The organism is Pseudoalteromonas sp. GutCa3, assembly GCF_002836155.1.
Lineage (GTDB): Bacteria > Pseudomonadota > Gammaproteobacteria > Enterobacterales > Alteromonadaceae > Pseudoalteromonas > Pseudoalteromonas arctica.
Genome location: NZ_PJBK01000101.1, coordinates 81,417 through 102,612, shown reverse-complemented (window position 1 = coordinate 102,612; position 21,196 = coordinate 81,417). Strand labels below are relative to the sequence as shown.

The following is a 21,196-nucleotide window of genomic DNA, read 5'->3' as shown; positions in this document are numbered from 1 at the left end:
AGCTTTATAGCGGCTTTTTATTTTCTGTATTTTCATGCAGTTCGAGTTTTGGTGCACTCATACCTTTGAGTAACCGACCAAATATATCAGCGCCGGTAATAATGCGCTTCACACTAACACCACATCGTGATCAATGGCCCCATCAAACGATTTATCTAAAGAATGACTAGCCCGTATTTTTAAAATAACTTCACTCAGGCGCATCGCCTCATCAGCAACAATAATAGGTCTGTGACAATAATGATAAGGGTCGAACGTCTCTGGTTCAAACAAGGCTGAACGTAAAAAGCCGTCAGCATCTACCACTAATAAAGGCCAACCGTCTTCATTGGTAATGATCACCCAGTTATAACCTGACTTATGTAGTTTTCGTAAAAACTCATTATCAGTCGTTAATGTAAGGTCTGGGAAAATAGGCAAATCAAGCTTAGTAGGCAAAGCAATAATAGAGTCTGGATCAATTACCTCACCCTCTTTGGTTACGCTTATTTCATCTAAGCTAAAAAAGTTAAGCGCGCCTATTCCCTCAACGTGCTGAACATCAGCCTCTTCTGCTTCTATGTGTTTGCGAATAATACCTCTGAGCTCACTTTCAGCAAAGTACGTAATCCCCTCTTTACCTAACCATGCATCGAGAATTAAAGCCGTTGGCTTAGCAACTACATAAAACAGAATCTGATAAAACTTAATTAGCGGCGAAAGTAGGCTCGCCATTTTTAGCGCATTACGCGAAAAATAAGCCTGCGGTGTTATTTCACCAATAATAGTAATTGCGATAGTTGAGAATAAAAACGAACTTGCGCCTATTAATACCGAATCAGAAAGTAGTGTAAGTAGTACGTTAATACCTACGTTGCCCCACAAAATAGTCGATAATAAAAAGTTAGAGTCGTTTCGAAGGGCCATCACTTTTATGGCCGCCTCGTTCCCTTTTGCACTTTCCATTTCGAGCTGAAGCCTACTTAGTGAAAAAAACGCTAAGTTTAAGCCCGAAAATATTGCCGATTGTGAAATACACAAAGCAATTGCACACCAAATCATGACTTCAAAGGTCATTGTATTTTCCTGTTAGTAATACCAATTCACTTAATTAAGCGAATTGGTATAAGGCTTATAAAAGCAATAAACTGCCTAAACCTAAAAAGGTAACAAACCCAACAATATCGGTAACGGTAGTTAAAATTACCGAGCCAGATAACGCAGGATCAATTTTCATTTTGTCTAAAATAGACGGAATAACAACACCCGCTAGTGACGCAGCGACTAAATTCAATAATATGGCTACCGTAATCGTAATACTGAGCATTAAATCGTTAAACCATAAGAAGGTAAGCAGGCCTATTACAAACGCCCATACCAAGCCATTTACAGCGCCAACACGTAGCTCTTTTTTAAGTAACGCATTGCGGTTTGAATCTGTAACCTGTCCGAGCGCTAAACCACGCACAATAACGGTTAATGTTTGACTACCTGCGATCCCGCCCATAGAAGCAACCACTGGCATTAATACAGCGAGTGCTACAACCTGTTCTATAGTTGCGCCAAATAAACCGATGAACCAAGACGCTAAAAAGGCAGTAGCTAAGTTAATACCTAACCATATACCACGGTTTTTAGCACTTTTTCGCACACTTGCGAACAGGTCTTCGTCTTCACGTAAACCACCGGCTTTAGCGGCTGCTTCATCAGCAATTTCTTGTCGTAATTCATAAGCAGAGGCAATGGTTAATCGCCCAAGTAATTTGTTATCAGCATTAACCACTGGCAGTGCCATTTTTTCACTGTGAATCACCACCTCTGCCGCTTCATATAAATCATCATCAGCATGGAGCGATGAAAAGTCATGATTTGCCAATGTCATTAAGTTATCGGTGTCGCTGGCTTTTATTAAATCATTTACCGCAACCTCACCTATTAAACTACCCTTGCGGCTTACTAAATAAATAACTTCACTGTATTGCGGTAAACCTTTATGTAGCAATTTTTTAGCACCACCGGCTGTTAGCTTCTCTGATACTTTTAAAAAGTCAAAACCTAACCAGTGACCAAGTTGTTCTGGCGGGTATTGCTGCGCTAAATCATATTGTTTGGTTTGCGCTTCATCGAGTTGCTTTTTTGCATACTCAACAAATCGCTCTGGTATAACTTCTTCAAGTTCCAGTAGCTCTTCTACATTAACTTCATCAAGAAGCTTAAAAGCCTCAGTGTCTTCTAGTGTTTGCAGCAACCACAAGCAACTATCTTCACTTAAATTAACAAAAATTTCGTGTTGCGTGTCTTCGTCAAGCAACTGCCAAATTTCAAGTCGTTGTTCTTTTGGTATCGCCTCAAAAAGTAATGACAGGTGCTCTGTTGAAAGCGTTAACTGCGCATCTGCTAATAATTTATTTTTGCGTTCTGTTGTATCGCATTGCAATAAATCATTTATGAGCTGTGGAAGTTGGTCTACCGGATACTCAATCATCTTAAAACCTTAAAATTTAAAAGCGAACATTATTTATAGTCTACTTGAACAATAAAAAATTGCAGAAAAAACGTGAACTTATTAAGCATGCGCAAGCTATTTTTGCGCATTGTATGGGCAAACTAAATGCAGTACTAATATTTATTTTAAAAAATTAAAAAAACAGTAAAAGGAATTGTTTTTGAGGGATTAAACAACAAGTAAGCAAACCAAAGGGATTACTTATAATAAAAAAAATCCCATATTAGCTAGGCTAATATGGGCAAAATCACACAATGAATTAGGTGTTTTTAAATTACGGTTTATGCTTTAAATTAAAGTCTATCAGTAATATTTCGTACTAAGTCTGAATCTACAAATTGAGTAATAAGTGCAGCGCCCCACGCATAGCCACGCTGTATTGGGTAACCTTTAAAAATCCAGCGTTTACGCACGTAATTAAAGCGCTCTAAATAGTCTTGCTTTTTTTGTGGTAGAGGTTGCTCACCCAATTTATTCCATGCTTTATATACACCTGACATGTCAGACCCTCGCATAAAACGTTGCAACCAGCGCGGAAAACGTGAAAAGCTAATAGTGGACTGAAAATCAATAAAATAAGGTTTACCGTCTGCGCCACATAAAATGTTACCCATATTACGCAAGTCTAAATGCACGATGCCTTTACGATGCATTTTTGCTACTTGACGCTCAAGCTCGCTAAAAAAGCTTACTGGTAGCGTTTTATCTTCATGAATTAAAGCGCGCAGTGGCGTGCCTTCAATATAGTTATAAGCTACGGCTATCGGCGATAACCTACAAAAGCGGTTAGCGACTGCATCAAGCTCAGCTAAACGGCTCAATCCTTTATATTCTTGGTTTACAGATAGTCGCGCAAATGTTTTGCGGATAAATAACGGGCTTTGGCTAAAATCTTTAACAATTAAATCAAATTCATTATCTTTATATCGATACACAATCGCGTTAGCAAAACGTCCCTTATGGACAACACTTAAGTGATGTTGCATAAAAGTATGTTCTGGATATTGCTGCTGTAATTGTACTAACAAATTATTTTCAATCATAACAAACCTAACAAGATGATAACTTTAATTGCCTAGGCAACTATATTACCAAAGTTAGATTCTACGCACAATCAGATCAACTAATTAGCACGCTAACTTTCTGTTGAAACAGTATCGCTATTTTATTGATAATCTATTTGTGGGGGGAATTTCGGGTAATGTATCTAGATTATTTATAGCTTTAAATAGTAAATCTATTATTTGATTTTTTTCTGGCTCTGAAAAACCATTTAATGCTTGAGCATAGACTTCGTTTACTACAGGCATAATTTCAGGACAAAGAGCTTTACCTTTTTCACTTAAACACAAAATAGTTGAGCGCTTATCAAGCTCACATTGCGTTTTAATAATGAGTCCTTTTTCTTCAAGTCGGTTTAGTAAGCGGCTCATAGCGCCACGATCATAAACCATATATTCGCAAAGTCCTGCAAGCGTATTAACCGACTCTCTCGCAAGTAGTACAACCACAATATATTGCGCAGAAGTTAAGTCCATAGGAAGTAACTTGGCATCAACATGAATGGCTAATCTCGAACGTAAAAAAGACACTAAACGCCCCAAATCTTGCTCTGGCGCTAACTCTTCTCGAGTACAACGTTTAATTGATGGCATGTTTTGCATGGTTATTTCACTGTATAGGTATATTTGCATGCTGATAGACCTTAACGCATGCAAAAAATTCAATAATTTTTATAAAAACTAAGCAGCTAAAACTAAGCCACAAAAATAAAGCCGCTATTAGCGGCTTTTACTGTAAAGCTTTAAACTTTGTTAAATCTTAAACTGGCCAACTAAGTGTCCTAAGCTTTCACCACGCCCAGCTAAATGCTGACCAACTGAAGAGGTGGTTTTACTTGAAATAGTTAGCTCATTAACTATTTCTTGAATAGCAAATACATTACGGTTTATTTCTTCTGTAACGCTACTTTGCTCCAGCGCCGCTGTCGCAATTTGCGTACTCATGTCGTTAATTGATCTAACTGAGGTTGTTACCGCACCTAAACTTTCTGAAATAGCACGAGACGATTCTACTGAGCGATTACAACTATTCTGACTCGCTTGCATTGCGGCTACAGCATCCGATACTAAATTATGTAACTCACTCAACATTTCACTAATCTCTAATGTGCTAACTTGAGTACGACTTGCTAAGCTTCTTACCTCATCAGCAACAACAGCAAACCCTCTGCCTTGCTCACCTGCTCGCGCAGCTTCTATTGCAGCGTTGAGTGCAAGTAAGTTTGTTTGCTCAGCAATTCCACCAATTACACTTAGTACGCTATTAATCTTTTTAGATTGATCACTTAGCGAATCCACTTGTTCAGCAGCTAGGTTAATTTCGCCCATTAAGTTTGAAACCTCACTGAGTGAAATATCAACACACTCTTGAGCTTTAGCAACTTCTTGCGTTGCCGCTTGAGTTGACTCTGCCACTTGGTTTGTATTTTGAGCCACCTCATGAGAAGTAGCCGACATTTCGGTAATAGCCGTCGCAACAAGATCTGTTTCATGATTGTGATTAAGTAGTTTGTCTTCAATTAATCGTGTTTGTGTATTTATATCACTAGAGGCTGTTTTTACATCGTGTGTTACATCAACCACATTGGCAATAATGCCATGTAGCTTACTTACAAACATATTAAATGCTTCGCCAAGTTGGCCTATTTCATCGTTAGTATCAATATCTAAACGTTTGGTTAAATCGCCCTCACCTTTAGCAATGTCGTCAAGGCTTTGCGCCATGCGCTGTATTGGTTTTACCATTGTATTTGCGGCAACTAACGCACATATAATAGTTAACACAACCCAAAATAAAGCAATTAGCAATAAGGTCACTACCTTATCATTCATGTGCTCTTGCATTGCTGTTTGATATTTAAGTAGTTCTGCGTCTATATCATCCATATATGCGCCAGTACCAATCATCCAGTTTGTACCTGGGATCATTGCTGCATAGCCCATTTTTTCAACTAAGCCTGTGGTATTTGGTTTTTGAAAATGATAGTTAAAAGCGCCACCGCCTTTTCTAGCTTGATCTAATAAGCCCACTATTATTTTTTTACCGTTAGGGTCAGTCATCCCTATTTTGTTTTGCCCTTCAATAGCATCACCTAATAATGCATGAAAAACACTAACGCCATTTGTGTCGTATATAAAAAAGTAACCACCTTGACCAAATGTTAAATCTCTTAAAGCGTTTTTAGCATCTTGCTCAGAGCCATTTGCTAATTGATAGCGAACAATTTTACTGGCAATTTCCACCTCGGTGCTTAGCAACGTTTGTTTGTCACTTATTAGTTTAGTTTGAAATGCTTCAAAATTTTGTTGCTGATTTTTATTCTCTAAATAATAAGAACTCAGCATCAAGCTAATCAAAAGTAGCATTAAGGGCAATATAGCTAATAACAACAGTTTGTTTTTCAAGCTTAAATTACTCATTTGTTCTCCGGGTAAATAAAGGCGTATATGCAGCAACAACTAAAATCTAGCAAAACCAATATAGTTTGCAGTTTTACTTATTTGCCCAAAAATAACTTCGCTCATTTATATCGCTTTTAACTCATATAAGAAAAGCATAAATAAAATCAGGTAGGACCAAGTTTTAAGAGGTCAGCTTAGCCATATTATAGTCCCAACCAGAGTTTTTAGACACCAATAACGCAGAGACCTTAGTCTTAATCAAAAAATAATTTATCCAACATTTGTCCGTTATTTAAAACACTATTGATAGAATAGTATTCATGTAGGTTTACTGCCTGTATTTTAGGTTAATTAGTTTTACTTGTAGCAAGTTAGATCATTTAGCAAGTGAGTATAAATATTGACCTCAAGGTTAAATCAACAAGTAGAAATTAATTTTTTATTAACATACAATAACCCTATCTCCCTAGGAACAAATAACCAGATAGATTAAAACATATTGTTTTGAGCCACTGTTATGAATAAATAAAAATGAATTACTAATGAAATATATTTTATACCTCGTGCTTTTAATCTCTAGTCAAGTATTTGCAAAGCCTGTAAATAATAGTGTTGCATTTTACTACTCATCCCCTATGCCTCTAGCCGAAATGACTTTTTATTCTCGCGTTGTAGTTCAGCCAGAACACGTCACTGAGCACGAACTTAATTGGTTTAAACAGCGTAATATTGCTGTTTATGCTTATTTAAGTGTGGGCGAGTCCTTTAATAAAAATAAGTCATCACTTAGTATAAACCCCAATTGGAATAGCCATATTGCCGATTTAGCATCAGCACATTGGCAACAACATATTAAAAGTAGCGCTGTGGCATTAAAAGCACGCGGCTTTAGCGGCTTATTTTTAGATACCCTAGATAGCTATCAGCTATTAGATGCTAAACACAGCAAATCAGATCAACAAGCTGGGTTAGTTACCATAATAAGCTCACTATCTGAGACTTTTGATAAGCACCTTATTCTTAACCGGGGCTTTGAGTTATTGCCTAAAATCGCTGATTTAGCCAATGACTTAGTTGCTGAGGGGTTGTATAGCCACTTCAACCCAAACGACAATAGCTATAAACTAACTAATAAAAACGACCAAGATTGGCTAAGCGCACAATTAAAAAAAGCACAAAACTTAGGCCTCAACGTCCAAATTATTGATTATGCAAAGCCCGATGACCGACTCGCTATGGCACAAAAGATTATAAACGCAGGTTTTAATCCATGGGTGACAGATGGCCACTTGCAAACATGGGGTACATCATCAATAACACCGGTGCCAAGGCGAATATTAATCCCTTATAATAGCGATATTTCACCATTAGTTAAAAAATCCGTTCATTCAAAGCTTGCTACAATCATAGAATACTTAGGGTATATTCCTGATTATGTAGACATAGCTAAAGAAAGCTTACCTAAAATAGACCCAAGTTTACATGCCGGCATTATTTCTTGGACTACTAATAATATATTTTATAGTCCTGAGATTATTAAATGGCTAGAAGAAGGTTTAGGAATAGTACCTGAACTTATATTAGGAGAATTACCTCAATCAAATAAATTACTAGTTAGTTTAGGCGTAGAAAATATAAATGTTGCGCAAGCTGGACCTTATAAAGTTGAATACTTTGCTGATTGGCTAAAAGGTGAAACTACAAAATCACCTGTAATAATCAGACCAAACTTTCTTAAATTAACCTCAGACGCCACAGTGTTAATTAGCATTACTTCAGCAAACGGCAAAACCTTAGCGCAAGGAAGTAAGACTAAACTGGGTGGCATAATAGTAGCCCCTTGGCTAATTGATAATTTACCACTGGAAGGCAGTAAATGGGTGATCGACCCTAAGAACTTGTTAAATAAAGTACTAAATTTACCCACAATATTAGCTCCTGATACAACGACTCTAAGCGGAAGGCGTATGTTAACTTTGCATATAGATGGTGATGGATTTAGTAGCGTTGCGCACTTCAAAGGTAAGCCATACAACTCAGAAGTAATTCGCGATGAGGTAATAAAAAGGTACAAATTGCCATTAACCTCCTCCATAATACAAGCAGATATAGAACCTAACGGCTTACATTCAAAACAAAGTAAAGAACTTGAGCAAGTTGCAAGAGATATATTTGAACTACCTTATGTAGAGGTTGCATCGCACACATACAGCCACCCTTACTTTTGGAAAGTACTATCAGGAATACAAAACATAGATGAAGATGATACAAAATACGGACTTAATTTAAATATTCCTGGGTATCTCTCTGTCGATTTAGAAAAAGAAATTTCAGGGTCAATTCAATACATTAATGAACGACTGACGCCAAAGAATAAAAAAACAGTATTAATTCTATGGTCCGGCGATGCAGTTCCAGGACCAAAGGCTTTAGCCATAGCAAGAAAAGCTGGCGTTCTCAACGTGAATGGTGGTAATACTTCAGTAAAAGCTGATAACCCAACACTTACAAATGTTTCGCCAATTGGTCGACCTGAAGGTGACTTGCTATACCAAATTTATGCACCCATTATTAACGAGAACGTATACACCAACTTGTGGCATGGGCCTTACTATGGTTTTAAACGCCTAATCGAAACATTTGAAATTACAGAAAAACCATACAGATTAAAGCCATATAGTATTTACTTTCATTTTTATTCTGGTGAATTACCTGCTGGACTTGATGCATTGAAATATAACATAGACTACGTACTTGCAAGACCGAATACGCCAGTACATTTAAGCCAGTATGCAAAAATAGCTAAAGACTTTTATTTTTCAGCTCTTGCTAAAAACAGCAATAACGAATGGTTTTTTAGCTCTCAAAGCATTCGAACATTACGTATCCCCAATGATTTTGATATCCCTAATATAGTTCAAAGCTCAGGTGTATCTGGCATCACTCAAAAAGGTGATTACATTCATATAACTGATGATCTAGCAAAGCTTAGCTTTGATCACAGCCAGAAAAACAATGTGCCTTATTTAGCTTCAGCTAATGTCTCCATGGATAATTGGCAAGTAAATGGAGCTGTCAGTTTTAAAGCATGGGTGCCTGCTAAAATTGATTTAGTTAATGGTCGTTCGTGTGAGTTTGTGTCTAATGATGGAAAGCGCTTTAGAGGTAAATCGAATGCTGATATCACACAGTTTAGTCTGCCAAAAGGACAATTCTATGGCTACTTAAAATGTAAAATAGCTGCATGATGGTGAGCAATAAAAAACTATACTCTTATTATAGTTAATATATTGATGCACTCTTTTATCGTTTTTCTAAGTATAGGTTTATAGGTTGATCTTAATAACTCGAGTGGCAAACCAATAAGTTTTACTGCTGTGAGTTAATCAAACCTACATGTAAATTTAACCTATTGAGTATAAGGTTGAATTTACATGTAGAGATCAATCTTTCATTAACATATAATAGTCCTATATTCCTAATACTAAACAACTAGCATTAAATCGGAACACATCACTTTGAGTCACAGTTATAATCTAATAAAAATGAATTATTAATGAAGTATATTTTATACCTTGCACTTTTAGTGTCGGCTCACGCATTCGCAAAACCTGTAAATAATAGTATAGCTTTTTACTACTCATCCCCTATGCCTCTAGCCGAAATGACCTTTTATTCTCGCGTTGTAGTCCAGCCTGACCTTGTGACTGAGCACGAACTCAATTGGTTTAAACAGCGTAACATAGCTGTTTATGCTTATTTAAGTGTTGGTGAGTCGTTCATTGAAAGTGAGTCTTCACTCGCAGTTAACCCTAACTGGAATAGTCATATTGCCGATTTAACATCTACGCATTGGCAACAACATGTGCAAAATAACGCAGCTACTTTAAAAGCACGAGGCTTCAGTGGCTTGTTTTTAGATACCCTAGACAGCTATCAGCTTTTAGATGATAAGCACAGTAAATCAGATCAACAAAATGGCTTAGTCGCAATTATAAAAAGTCTGTCTGGCACGTTTCATAAACACCTTATCCTCAACCGAGGCTTTGAGTTACTACCTAGACTTACCGGTTTAGCCAATGATTTAGTGGCTGAAGGTTTATATAGCCATTACAACCCAATCAATAATAGCTACAAATTAACCACCGAGAACGATCAAGCTTGGCTAAGTGCACAATTAAAAACGGCACAAAAGCTTGGTTTTAAAGTACAAGTTATTGATTATGCACAGCCTGACAACCGTCTTGCTATGGCGCAAAAAATAAAACAGGCAGGTTTTACTCCTTGGGTAACTGATGGGCACTTACAAACATGGGGTACATCAACTATATCACCAGTACCAAGACGTATCCTCATTCCGTACAACAGTAACGTAAAGCCACTCATTTACACTACCGTACATTTAAAGCTTGCGACCATGATTGAGTATTTGGGGTATATACCTAATTACATAGATATGGCAAAGCGCGATTTACCTTTAGTTGATCCTAGCTTACATGCTGGTATTATTTCGTGGACCTCAAGTGACGCATTTTACACACAAACACTTAATAATTGGCTTGAAGCTAATTTAGGTGTGGTGCCAGAGCTTATTTTAGGCGAGTTACCACAATCAACTAAATTATTATTAAGCTTAGGTATTGAGTCGTTAAACACACTACCTGAAGGTCCATATAAACAAGATAGCTTTGCACCTTGGCTCAAAGGGGAATCCACAACACCTCCCCCTATTGTTAAACCATACTTACTCAAATTAGCAACTGATGCGACTCCTTTAATTACAATAAAATCATCGGATGACACAATAGTTGTACAAGCTGCTAAAACTAAATATGGTGCAGTAGTAGTTGCTCCTTGGCTAATTGATACATTTCCGATGGAAGGCAGCAAATGGGTTATTGATCCGCGTACACTACTAACTCAGGCTATGGGACTACCACCTATATTAGTGCCAGATACAACCACCGAAAGTGGCAGGCGAATGCTTACGCTGCATATCGATGGAGATGGATTTACAAGTGTTGCCCACTACGCAGGTAAGCCTTATTCAGCAGAAGTAATTCGAGATGAAATAATTAAACACTACAAACTACCATTAACGTCATCAGTGATCCAAGCTGACATTGAAGAAGGCGGTATTCATTCTAAACAAAGTGCCAAACTCGAAGGTATTGCGCGTAGTATTTTTAATCTGCCTTACGTAGAAGTTGCTTCACACACTTATAGTCACCCCTATTTCTGGACTGCACTATCTGGGCGAAAAAAAATAGATGAAGACGACACCGATTACGGTTTTCATCTAGATGTACCTGGCTACAACACAATTAGCCTTAAAAAAGAAATTACAGATTCGATAAAATATATTGATGAAAAGCTCACACCTAAAAATAAAAAAACAGTGATGATACTTTGGTCTGGTGATGCAACTCCTGGCCCTAAAGCGCTTGAACTGGCCCGTGACGCTGGTGTGTTAAATGTCAATGGCGGTAATACTGATGTAAATGCTGATAACCCTAGCCTTACACATATATCACCTATTGGCCGACCTGAGCGTGATTTGCTGTATCAAATTTATGCCCCCATATTAAATGAAAATGTTTACACTAACTTATGGCATGGCCCTTATTACGGCTTTAGACGTTTAACTGAAACTTTCGAAATAACAGAAAAGCCTTATAGGTTAAAACCTTATACTATTTATTATCACTTTTATTCAGGCGAAGTTCTTGCGGGCTTAGACGCTCTTAAACACAACATAGATTATGTTTTAGCAAGACCAAATACACCGGTGCATTTAAGCCACTATGCAAAAGTAGCAAAAGATTTTTACTTTTCTGCACTTGCAAAAAACAGTAATAATGAATGGTTATTTAGCTCAAAGTACATTCGTACTCTACGAATACCTACCGATTTTGATGTGCCAAACATAGCTCAAAGTGAAGGTGTATCTGGTGTAACTGAAAAAGGTGACTACATACATATTATAAATAACATAGCTCGCCTTAGCTTTGATCACAGCCAAAATAGTAAAAAACCTTATTTAGCGTCTGCAAATGTTATTATTAATAACTGGCAAGTTAACGGGCCTGTTAGTTTTAAAGCGTGGGTACCCGCTTCACTCGATTTAATTAATGCACGCTCTTGCGAATTTGTATCTGGTTTGGGTGAGCGCTTTAAAGGTATTAATCGAGGTAAATTAACACATTTTGAAATACCTACAGGTGACTTTTATGGTTACCTTAACTGCAACGGAGCTGCTCTATAATGAATACTAAAAAGCGCCCTCAGTTAATTTCTATAAAAACAATATTAGCGATACTAGCTGTAAGTTGTTTTGCACTTTATGCATTATTTCCTCACACCTTATTTTTTGAAGATGATGCACTTTCGCAAGATTATACCTTTGAAAAATCGTACCTTAATGCAGCACTCAATGCAGAGCCCGACAACGAAAAGCTTCGCGCAAAGTTGGTTGAGCTACATATAGGGCTTAGTGAGTATTCACAAGCCACTAACGAGCTTGAAAAGCTACCTAGAGGTGAGCGCAAAGCGACGCTTGAAATAAAGCTGCTTTACTCATTATGGCTAGCAAGCGGGGCTAATATTGACGACCGCTTTGAAGAGCTATCTTTAAAAATAGGTGCTCATAAAAATTGGAACGAACAAATACTAACTATTGCAAAAGCAGTTGGGTTAAACGCAAAAGTTGCTCTGTACTATCAAAAAAATAAACAGCCACTCCTTGCAGCCGATTACTGGTTAAGCGCAGGCGAACCAGACAAAGCACTCGCAATTTATAAAATAAATATAAATGCTGACATTGCAGCTAAAGCGATTGAAACTGCACTGGGCGCAAATAACCCGATTCAAGCTTATTCATGGTGGAAAACCTATGGCGACCAAGCCGATGTTAAACGCACCCTTTATTTAGCTAACCTAGCTGGCAACACAGAAGATGCAGCTCAAGCCATTGAAAGCTTATTAAAAGCTGAGCCAAATAACACCGACTACTTAACACAAGCTATGCACCTGCGTTTAGCAAATGGAAATGCAAAAGGGGCAGAACAATTACTCGCAAAGTTATTACTACAGAGCCCAGATGACAAAGAGCTACATTTATTAAATTGGAAGATAAAGCGCTGGCAAAACAAGCCTAAAGAAGCTCTTCGAGAATTTAAATGGCTAATGTCTAACAAAGCAGTAACTCCTGCGATGCTTACCGACAGTATTAACGATGCCACCGCTTTATATTTATACCAAGATGCTAATGATATATACGAATACAAGGCGCAAAACAGAAGCCTGAAAGGCAATGGTTTTGCTAATTGGATGCAAGCTAACGAATTTATTGGTAACACAAAGCAAGAGTTAAACAATATTGAACGCTTTGAGCAAATAAATGGTAAAAGTGTATTATCACAATACTGGAAAGCAAAAGTGCTTCACGATACTGGTAATTTAAAAGCCTTAAGAGTCTTGTGGCCTTCATATAAAGGGCCTAAAAATGAAGAAGATTTACTTTGGATTGCCCGCGCATTTTGGCTAGAAGATGACTTTGCTACAGCTCTGCAAGTGCTAAAAAGTAAACAACAAAGTTCTGATGATGAGTTTTGGAGCGCCAATGTAGACATGGCAATGCGAGTCCAAGACAAAGCTCATGAGCTATATGCATTAGAACAGTTACAAAAAATAAGCCCTTTAAGCGTAGGCGACATGCTGCACTACCAACAATTACGCTTTGAAGGTCGGCCTCAGGAGCTTCTTGATTATTTATGGAAAAGTGAGTCGCAAACTGACCGTCAATTGATTCAAATTGCATTATTAAGTACACAAGTAAATGATGCTAAATCAGTTGCACGTATTCATGCTGAACTTGATAAGCAGCGCTACAATAAAGCCCTCTACCCTGCTTGGTTAATTCTATCAAATTGGTATCAAAACCAAAGTGATTTAAATTCAGCTTATACAACTTTAAACCGCGCTGCTAAATTAAGCGAATATGACTCTGATGTTGTGCTTGCACAAGGTTGGTTAGCGCTGCAAATGCACGACACTGTGATGATTAGCCGCATTTTAGCTCGCTATTCTCAAAGCGACACTTCCTATGCGTGGACGCAGCTCTTAGCTAGCCTATCTATTTATGAAAAATCATATAACAGTGCCTACTTTTATTTGCGTAAATTGGCCATTGCAGATCCAAGTGACTTAACAACACTGGTTAACTTAGCCGATGTAATGAAGCAACTTGGTTATTATGCAAATGCTGCTGAACTTAATCACTATTTACTGCAACACTTACCTAAAGATAAATATGCATACAGAGGCTTAATGTTCCGCTGGGCGGGCGCGATGGCTGTTCCTCATTTAATGCAATTAAACACAATGGAAGAACTTGCTCCCGACACTATTGGTGAGCCCCAAACAAACTGGTGGTTAGCGCGCAGGGCTGCACAAAAATTAGAGCCATGGCAAAAACTACAACTTTATATGACCAACGGCGAATTTAATAAAGCGAAACAGCTTATAGCTGAAGGTTCACTAAGCAAATTAGATGAGCTAAACGCCCTACTCTATTTAAAACAACCCTATGCCACCATGCAACGTTGGTACGAAGAACTTACTGGCGAGGCAAATGAATCGCAATTGAGTTTACTCAGGAATGCACGCGCATCCTATTTTAGAGCGCTTGAAATAAACCTATCGCCAGAGGCTGGTTTAAACAGTAGCCAGTACGATGTAAACGTTTATTTTCCTTATGCTAATGGGCAATGGAAATTAAGTTTAAGTAATCAGCAAAATCTTGATAACAACGGATTACTGTTTGCGATAGAAGATAAGATGACATTTGGTCGTTGGTATTTTGATGCAAAAATAGATTCTCACCAAGGCAGCTTAGTTAGCCGTCAAGGTTTTAGCTTGGACTCTCGTTATCAATGGGATTCGCGTACACAGGTAGGTTTAAAGCTTGAATATAATGTTGAAAACCGCCAATCAGAAGCGCTACTTAGCTATGCTCAGCTAGATAAAGCCACGGCCTATGTTAACTACAATATTGATGGTAGACAAAACGTACAGCTATCAGCAGCAGCGATGTCTTTTTCTCGAAGAAGCGATGGCAGCTCACTAATAAATGGCCAAGAATATAATGCACGTTACCAATACAGCATTTTAAAAGACCGCCCAATTTGGAACGCTTATTTTAGTGCGCAATGGCAAGACTTTGAACGTGTAAATGCATTAATAAATACAGAATCAAGACCTCTAAGAGTTGACCTTCAACCATTTAGACGTTTTGCACTAGGGACCTCATTTGCTTCAACTGGTTCTTTAGAACCTCCTTATTTAGGCGCAAGCCCTTCATGGTTATTTGATATAAGTACTGGCTATCAAACACTCAACGATACAGTAGATGTATCAGTTTCAAGTGGCGCTGGTTGGTCTGTACTGGGCGATGATTTATTTAAATTACAGCTGGGTTACCAAAGTAGTAATAAAGTGGGTAACTCAGATACACAATTACAATTAGGTTATTACGTACATTTTTAATGTTAGGAGAGAGTATGTTTCGTTTAATTATACCGTGTTTGGTATTACTATTATCAGCATGTACCACCAGCAGAGTTGCTGATGATGTAGAGCTTAGCCCTTCAAAAATTGTGGCATTAATGCCACTTGTTAATCATGCTCAAACACCGCTTGCAGGTGAGCGTGCTGAAGATATTTTAGCCAGTATTTGGCAACAAAATAAATTACCAACTCTTATACGCGCACCTCGCGTAAACACCAAAGAGCTTCCACCACTGGACGATCAATACCGTTTAGACAATGCTATGCAGTGGTTAAGCACTCAACAAGCTGACTATGTACTAACAGGCAGCATTGAAGAGTGGCGCTACAAAGCTGGGCTTGACGGCGAACCCGTTGTTGCACTTACATTATCACTCACTGAAAATGGACAAACAACGCCGATTTGGACGGGTACTATTGCTAAAAGTGGTTGGGGCCGCGATAGCATTGCAGCAACAGCACAAGATGTGATTGCCGATTTAATTTCTTATATAGAGGTTAGTGAGTGAAAACACATTTCCTTAGACCAAGAGACGTTCCTGAGCTACAAATATGGGCTGAGGTATTTATATTTACCGCGCTTGCTTTAGGGCTGCCTGTATTATTTAACGCAGAGGACCCATTTTGGACTGAGGGAGGGTTTTCGTGGCCTGTACTTGGCCCACTTTTAGTTTCTCTACGTTATGGCTTTTCAAAAGGCTTTATTAGTATTTTATGTTTGCTTGTTGGTCAACTTTTTTTACTTCAAGCAAATATTTTATCACCACAAAGCGACTTCAATATTAACGCCATGATTGGCTACATTATTGTAATTATGATCACTGGCGAATTTAGGGATGTGTGGGAACGTACTAATCAACAACAAAGTATTCAGCTTGAGTACGTAACCGATCGCCTTGAAACATTTACTCGTCAGTATCACTTAATTAATTCATCTCACGATAGAATAGAGCAAATGCTTGCTGGCCATACGTTAAGTTTGCGTGAATCGCTACAAGCAGTAAGAACCTCTATCGGGCTATTAAAAGAAAGAAGGCTTGATAGCGCAGCGCAAAAAATAATCGACCTATTCGTTGAATATGGTTTATTAGAAAGAGCGGGTTTATATAAAGTTGAAAACGACACTGTTTTAGAGCCACCACTTGCCTCTATTGGCCAAATGGGTCAAATAGCTGAAAATGATCCTCTTATATTAGCGATGATTGAAGAAAAAGAATTAGTATCAGTAAAAGACGCAAAAACTGCGTTAGGTATAAGTAAATACCATATGGCAATCCCACTTATCGACGTAAATAATACAATTTATGGCGCTATTTTAGTTGAAAGAGTACAATTTTTTGCGCTTAAAAATACCACTCTTACACTACTTGCTGTTATGGCTGGGCATATTGGCGACCTACTGCGCCATGAAATAACAAACCCAGTAATGACGTATGAAGAGTCTCCATACTTTATTCGCCAAGTTAAACGCGCGAATAAAGAAGCAAAACGATACAACATTCCATCGCAGCTGCTAAAAATAAAAGCCAATAATATTACTGATAAATCGACTCAACTTATGAGTTATTTAAGTGAAGCACGCCGTGGTTTAGACATTTATTTGTATGATAATCAAAATCAGGTATTACTGCTATTAATGCCATTAGCTGATGAACTTGAAAAAGCAGGGTTTATCGCCCGAATGAACACTTGGTGTAAAGAGCGTACGGGTAACACTTTAGCTGAGCTTGATATTGTTATTGAGCAACAACTTGCACTACCAATAAGCTCAGATGATATAAAGAGATTGGTTTCACTTTCATGATTATAATTATTGTAGCGGCTATTTTAGGGTGTATTTGTCAGTACTTTGCATTAATAGAAGTACTGGAAACACCTAATTGGTTTTTAGCTATACTATTTCATGCTATTGCTAGCATCCTTTTTGCTATTGTTAGTTATGTGTTTATACCTAAAAAATACAAAACGACTCCTTATAGCTCTTTGCTACTCATGTTTTTATTATTGTTTACATTACCAGTACTTGGAATTATTGGCGTTGTAGTAGCGATTACGTTTGCTCTTTGTAAGCCTCTCAAAAACGACGAGATAGAAATAGAAGAGCATAAAATACCTGAGCTTCCTTTTGAAGCCAGAGCAATATCAGCAAATCCGACCTATTCTATTGGCGGACTTAAAGCAATTTTGAAGCACGCTAATGAGCCAAATAAACGTTTAAGTGCTGTAATGGCAGCTCGTCACATGAGTGACTCACAAGCTATTCCTATTTTAAAGCTAGCACTTAAAGATTTAGAAGATGATATTCGACTACTCGCCTACTCAACCCTTGATGGTAAAGAAACCAAACTTAACGAAAAAATCAGTTTGTATCAGCAAGAAATAGCCGTTACGACTAAGCAGCCTAAATTGAGTAATTTACAAAAACAACTAGCAGAACTTTATTGGGAACTAAGCTATTTAGGTTTAGCCCAAGGTGCACTGCGTAAATACGTTTTAGAAAAAGCAGAAGCACTTGCAGAGCAAAGTATTGAGCACGTAAAAACACCTGCAACCTTTATATTTTTAGGCCGAATATCTTTAGCCTTAGACAAATACGAAATAGCCCATGAGTACTTACTTAAAGCAACTGAGTTTGGTATGGCAAGGCGTCATGTTCTCCCTTATAAAGCCGAAGTTGCCTTTTGTATGAACAAGTTTGACGACTGTAAACGCTATTTAAAAGAACTCCCAGAACAACCTAAAGGCAGTGAATTACGTCATTTGCAGGAGTATTGGCATGAGTAATAAAAATGCAGACATTTTACTGCTTTTGGAAGGTACCTACCCTTACGTACGTGGTGGTGTATCTAGTTGGGTTCATCAAATAATTGAAGGGTTACCTCATTATAACTTTGAGCTTGTTTTTATAGGTGGAGCACCAGAGCATTATGGCGAGATTCAATATACTTTACCTGAAAACGTTACCAAGCTGCATGTTCATTATTTAGTGGAAAATGATACTTCTGAAATAAAAGCCAAGCATGGGGTTAAATATAAAAAAGAGCTCTTTGGTTTCTGGCAACAACTACAAAATTATTTTAGAGATTGTAACGAGCCTATCCCGACTGAATTGTTAAAATTTGCATTTGAAACTTTGGCTAAAAAAGACGGTATTAACGAAGCCGACTTTTTATATAGTGAATCATCGTGGCAAGTGCTCACTAATTACTATTCAACTTTTTGTGATGAATCCTCTTTTATTGACTTTTTTTGGTCATACCGCAATTTATATAAACCGCTATTTAAAATAGCCGAAATTGCACGTGGACTTCCAAAAGTTAAACTTATTCACTCAATATCTACCGGGTATGCTGGTATTTTAGGATCTGGTGCCAGTGTAATAAGCGATACTCCCTTTTTGTTGACCGAGCATGGTATTTACACCAAAGAGAGAAAAATAGATCTTATTCAAGCCAGTTGGATCAAAGAGTCTGAACAAAGCCTAGGTAAAAACTTAAATACCGAGATGGGCTTTATTCGCCGAATGTGGATCAGCTTTTTTGAGCAAATAGGCCGAACAACATATCAAGAAGCAGATAAGATCATTTCGCTATACGACGGTAACAGACAGCGCCAAATAAAAGATGGTGCAGCGCCTGAAAAAGCATTTGTTGTACCTAATGGCATTAAAACAGTACGCTTTATTGAAGCGTTTGTTCAGCGTCCAAAACAGATACCACCGGTTGTTGGGTTAATTGGACGTGTAGTGCCTATAAAAGATATTAAAACCTTTATACGTGCGATTAAAGAAGCGCAATCGATATTACCAGAGGTCGAAGGCTGGATCATCGGCCCTTTCGAAGAAGACCCACAATACTACAAAGAGTGTGAGCTACTGGTAGGCAGCCTTGATTTACAAAACAGTGTTAAGTTTTTAGGTATGCAAGATATTACCAAAATTTTGCCTAAGCTCGGAGTTGTTGCTTTAACCTCAATTTCCGAAGCGCAGCCTTTAGTACTTTTAGAAGCAATGGCGGCCGGTGTGCCTGTACTTGCTAGTGATGTTGGCTCGTGCCGCGAAATAATCGAAGGCGGAACCGATGAAGATAAAGCATTAGGTAAAGCCGGTGAAGTTGTCTCAATTGCTTCACCTAGCGAAACAGCACAACAAATATCAAACATGCTAACAAATGAGCAAGCTTGGCTTGAGTATCAAAAAAGTGGTTTAGACCGCGTACAAAAATTTTATGACGAGAGCCACATGTTTGCCCGCTACGATAAACTTTATAAGGATACAATAGCATGGCCGGAATAGGTTTTGAGATACGAAAAATTCTCAAAAAAAATACCCTGCTCTCAGTTTTTGAAGCATACGGCTACGCAGGTTTAATAGGCTCGGGCCCTTGGCTGCTCTCTATTGTAGCGTTAATGCTTATTGGTATTTTAAGTTTAGGAATTGTATTACCTAAAGTACTTATTATTCAATTTTTAACGCTTGTTACCTACATGATGGCCGCCTCACTTATTTTAACGGGTGGTTTGCAGTTATTACTAACTCGATTTATTGCCGATTTATTTTTTCAAAAAGAAGAGGCAAAGGTACTGCCTAATCTACTCGGTGCACAGCTTATAACAACAATAGCCGCGCTATTGGTGGGCTTAGCTGTATGGCCTATGCTCCCTATACCCGTTGTTACTAAGATTATAATTTTAGGTGCCTTTGTAAGCTTATGTAATCAGTGGCTTGGCGCTATTTTTCTATCAGGTATGAAAGAATACCGGTTAATTTTAATTACCATGCTAAGTGGTTACGCCTTTATGGTATTGCTTGCATATTTATTAAGAGACTGGCAGTTAGACGGCTTATTTTTTGCGTTTTTTGCTGGCGAAGCACTGCTCTTTTTTAGCTTTTTATTTATGATTATTCGCCGCTACCCGGGTGAAAAACTTATAAGTTTTGACTTTTTAAGCAATAAAAAAGTGTATTACAGCCTATTCTTTTGTGGTCTGTTTTATAACATTGGTGTATGGGCTGATAAAATCATTTTTTGGTATTCTCCAAGCACATCAATACAAATTATTGGCACGTTGAGAGCCAGCCCAATTTATGACTTACCTATATTTTTGGCTTATTTGTCTATTATCCCCGGTATGGCGGTATTTTTAGTAAAAATGGAAACCGACTTTGTAGAAGAGTACGACCGTTTTTACACCGCTATTCGTGGTGGCTCATCTCTTGAAGAGATCTACATATTAAAAGACAGTATGATCCAAACTGCGCGTGCCGGTTTATACGATATATTTAAAATTCAGGGTATTACCGTTGCCTGCTTGTTATTATGGGGTGAGCAAATACTTACCTTTATTGGCATTGATCCAAACTATAAAACGCTTTTATTTATTGATGTAGTAGGTGTAGGCGTACAAGTTATATTTTTATCTATTTTAAATATTTTGTTTTATTTAGATAAACGCTCAACAGTGCTATTTTTAGCGGGGTTATTTTTGGTAATAAACGTTGTTTTAACTTTGTTATCAATTGCTTTTGGACCGCAGTTTTATGGCTATGGCTTTGCATTAGCAACCATTATTACCTCGGTAGTAGGATTATTTTGGCTTTCAAAACAATTTGAAGATTTAGAATACGAAACGTTTATGCTGCAATAGCATAATATAAAAACTTAGCATAAAGGCTGTAAGC

General features: G+C 37.8%; 12 protein-coding genes and 1 pseudogene. 8 read left to right on the top strand and 5 right to left on the bottom strand.

Annotation, left to right across the window (positions count from 1 at the left end; translation table 11 throughout):
* Nucleotides 1-4 precede the first annotated feature (4 nt).
* The 5 genes and pseudogenes from CXF64_RS18465 to CXF64_RS18445 form a co-directional block, all read right to left on the bottom strand.
* Nucleotides 5-1,056, bottom strand: a pseudogene (locus CXF64_RS18465) (DUF21 domain-containing protein).
* A gap of 55 nt (nt 1,057-1,111) precedes the next feature.
* Nucleotides 1,112-2,464: a magnesium transporter gene (locus tag CXF64_RS18460; RefSeq protein WP_007584828.1), complete on the bottom strand. Its 1,353-nt coding sequence runs from the start codon at nt 2,462-2,464 to the stop codon at nt 1,112-1,114.
* A gap of 314 nt (nt 2,465-2,778) precedes the next feature.
* Nucleotides 2,779-3,528 carry a serine/threonine protein kinase gene (locus tag CXF64_RS18455; RefSeq protein ID WP_101217738.1) on the bottom strand — a complete coding sequence of 250 codons (750 nt, stop codon included), beginning with the start codon at nt 3,526-3,528 and terminating at the stop codon, nt 2,779-2,781.
* Between the two features lie 117 nt (nt 3,529-3,645).
* Nucleotides 3,646-4,179, bottom strand: a complete 534-nt coding sequence (locus CXF64_RS18450) for a MarR family winged helix-turn-helix transcriptional regulator (protein ID WP_007584825.1) — start codon at nt 4,177-4,179, stop codon at nt 3,646-3,648.
* Between the two features lie 120 nt (nt 4,180-4,299).
* Nucleotides 4,300-5,967 (bottom strand): methyl-accepting chemotaxis protein, encoded by a 1,668-nt coding sequence (locus tag CXF64_RS18445; protein ID WP_101217737.1) that lies wholly within the window; start codon nt 5,965-5,967, stop codon nt 4,300-4,302.
* A gap of 524 nt (nt 5,968-6,491) precedes the next feature.
* Between CXF64_RS18445 and CXF64_RS18440 the strand changes: the two genes are divergently transcribed.
* From CXF64_RS18440 to pelG, 8 genes are all read left to right on the top strand, one after another.
* Nucleotides 6,492-9,197 carry an endo alpha-1,4 polygalactosaminidase gene (locus CXF64_RS18440; RefSeq protein WP_101217736.1) on the top strand — a complete coding sequence of 902 codons (2,706 nt, stop codon included), beginning with the start codon at nt 6,492-6,494 and terminating at the stop codon, nt 9,195-9,197.
* A gap of 308 nt (nt 9,198-9,505) precedes the next feature.
* A complete protein-coding gene (locus CXF64_RS18435; RefSeq protein ID WP_101217735.1) occupies nt 9,506-12,214 on the top strand; it encodes an endo alpha-1,4 polygalactosaminidase in 2,709 nt (902 codons plus the stop codon).
* Nucleotides 12,214-15,495, top strand: coding sequence for a tetratricopeptide repeat protein (locus CXF64_RS18430; protein ID WP_101217734.1), 3,282 nt, complete (start codon nt 12,214-12,216; stop codon nt 15,493-15,495). The genes CXF64_RS18435 and CXF64_RS18430 overlap by 1 nt, the downstream gene beginning before the upstream one ends.
* Before the next feature lie 14 nt (nt 15,496-15,509).
* Nucleotides 15,510-16,025, top strand: coding sequence for a hypothetical protein (locus CXF64_RS18425; protein ID WP_007584808.1), 516 nt, complete (start codon nt 15,510-15,512; stop codon nt 16,023-16,025).
* The gene (locus CXF64_RS18420) at nt 16,022-17,320 is read left to right on the top strand and encodes a PelD GGDEF domain-containing protein (RefSeq protein WP_007584806.1); all 1,299 of its coding nucleotides are present in this window, start codon (nt 16,022-16,024) and stop codon (nt 17,318-17,320) included. The genes CXF64_RS18425 and CXF64_RS18420 overlap by 4 nt, the downstream gene beginning before the upstream one ends.
* Nucleotides 17,317-18,300 carry a HEAT repeat domain-containing protein gene (locus tag CXF64_RS18415; RefSeq protein ID WP_101217733.1) on the top strand — a complete coding sequence of 328 codons (984 nt, stop codon included), beginning with the start codon at nt 17,317-17,319 and terminating at the stop codon, nt 18,298-18,300. Before CXF64_RS18420 ends, CXF64_RS18415 begins: the two co-directional genes overlap by 4 nt.
* On the top strand, nt 18,293-19,810 hold the full coding sequence (gene pelF / locus CXF64_RS18410; protein WP_101217732.1) for a GT4 family glycosyltransferase PelF: 1,518 nt from the start codon (nt 18,293-18,295) through the stop codon (nt 19,808-19,810). Before CXF64_RS18415 ends, pelF begins: the two co-directional genes overlap by 8 nt.
* Complete coding sequence (pelG, locus tag CXF64_RS18405; RefSeq protein ID WP_101217731.1) at nt 19,798-21,162, top strand: exopolysaccharide Pel transporter PelG; 1,365 nt, start codon at nt 19,798-19,800, stop codon at nt 21,160-21,162. Before pelF ends, pelG begins: the two co-directional genes overlap by 13 nt.
* Nucleotides 21,163-21,196: the final 34 nt, after the last annotated feature.

Coding starts and splice junctions, on each gene's coding strand:
- CXF64_RS18460 (WP_007584828.1), bottom strand. CDS start 2,464: ATGATTGAGTATCCGGTAGACCAACTTCCACAGCTCATAAATGATTTA.
- CXF64_RS18455 (WP_101217738.1), bottom strand. CDS start 3,528: ATGATTGAAAATAATTTGTTAGTACAATTACAGCAGCAATATCCAGAA.
- CXF64_RS18450 (WP_007584825.1), bottom strand. CDS start 4,179: ATGCAAATATACCTATACAGTGAAATAACCATGCAAAACATGCCATCA.
- CXF64_RS18445 (WP_101217737.1), bottom strand. CDS start 5,967: ATGAGTAATTTAAGCTTGAAAAACAAACTGTTGTTATTAGCTATATTG.
- CXF64_RS18440 (WP_101217736.1), top strand. CDS start 6,492: ATGAAATATATTTTATACCTCGTGCTTTTAATCTCTAGTCAAGTATTT.
- CXF64_RS18435 (WP_101217735.1), top strand. CDS start 9,506: ATGAAGTATATTTTATACCTTGCACTTTTAGTGTCGGCTCACGCATTC.
- CXF64_RS18430 (WP_101217734.1), top strand. CDS start 12,214: ATGAATACTAAAAAGCGCCCTCAGTTAATTTCTATAAAAACAATATTA.
- CXF64_RS18425 (WP_007584808.1), top strand. CDS start 15,510: ATGTTTCGTTTAATTATACCGTGTTTGGTATTACTATTATCAGCATGT.
- CXF64_RS18415 (WP_101217733.1), top strand. CDS start 17,317: ATGATTATAATTATTGTAGCGGCTATTTTAGGGTGTATTTGTCAGTAC.
- pelF (WP_101217732.1), top strand. CDS start 18,293: ATGAGTAATAAAAATGCAGACATTTTACTGCTTTTGGAAGGTACCTAC.
- pelG (WP_101217731.1), top strand. CDS start 19,798: ATGGCCGGAATAGGTTTTGAGATACGAAAAATTCTCAAAAAAAATACC.